At 52.1% G+C, this 938-nt stretch carries 2 tRNA genes and 2 rRNA genes; all 4 read right to left on the bottom strand.

Going from position 1 to position 938, the window contains the following annotated elements:
* Window positions 1–158, bottom strand: a 23S ribosomal RNA gene (locus BS626_RS18005); the annotation flags it as partial.
* 197 nt (window positions 159–355) lie between these two features.
* A tRNA-Ala gene (locus BS626_RS18000) sits at window positions 356–431 on the bottom strand.
* Between the two features lie 107 nt (window positions 432–538).
* A tRNA-Ile gene (locus BS626_RS17995) sits at window positions 539–615 on the bottom strand.
* Between the two features lie 74 nt (window positions 616–689).
* Window positions 690–938 (bottom strand): 16S ribosomal RNA (locus BS626_RS17990); the annotation flags it as partial.

Below are 938 nucleotides of genomic sequence, written 5' to 3'. Positions count from 1 at the left end.
AGTTAACGATAGTGTGTCGAAACACACTGGGTTTCCCCATTCGGACATCGTCGGCTGTAGCGGTTCATATCACCTTACCGACGCTTTTCGCAGATTAGCACGTCCTTCATCGCCTCTGACTGCCAGGGCATCCACCGTGTACGCTTAGTCGCTTAACCTCACAACCCACAGGCGTCCTGTGAATCGTGAAAATTTGAGAGACTCGAACGCGTCGCCGCGTCATTCTTTATTTACGGAAGAATGGGCGCAACGCGTCGTTTCAATTTTCAGCTTGTTCCGGATTGTTAAAGAGCAAATACGTCGCAATGCATTCACGAATGCATTCTGACGTACTATCAACGCAGGGCGGCGTTGATGGTGGAGCTAAGCGGGATCGAACCGCTGACCTCCTGCGTGCAAGGCAGGCGCTCTCCCAGCTGAGCTATAGCCCCAAAGGTTTGGTACGCTTCTGACTAAAAATGTCATCCTCCCCGCACGGCGCATCGCAACGCATAGTGGACTATGCGAACCTGACGTGTTACGCAGCGTGAGGAAGAATTGGTAGGCCTGAGTGGACTTGAACCACCGACCTCACCCTTATCAGGGGTGCGCTCTAACCACCTGAGCTACAAGCCTGCAGAAGTTTACCGCTCTTCTTTACTTTCTATCAGACAATCTGTGTGAGCACTACACGAGGCAGTATCTTCAGGTAAGGAGGTGATCCAACCGCAGGTTCCCCTACGGTTACCTTGTTACGACTTCACCCCAGTCATGAATCACAAAGTGGTAAGCGCCCTCCCGAAGGTTAAGCTACCTACTTCTTTTGCAACCCACTCCCATGGTGTGACGGGCGGTGTGTACAAGGCCCGGGAACGTATTCACCGTGACATTCTGATTCACGATTACTAGCGATTCCGACTTCATGGAGTCGAGTTGCAGACTCCAATCCGGACTACGAC

This window comes from Pantoea sp. 1.19 (genome assembly GCF_001922585.1).
In the GTDB taxonomy this organism is placed as follows: domain Bacteria; phylum Pseudomonadota; class Gammaproteobacteria; order Enterobacterales; family Enterobacteriaceae; genus 1-19.
The sequence above is the reverse complement of the archived record's forward strand: the minus strand, read 5'-3'. Positions and strand labels throughout refer to the sequence as shown.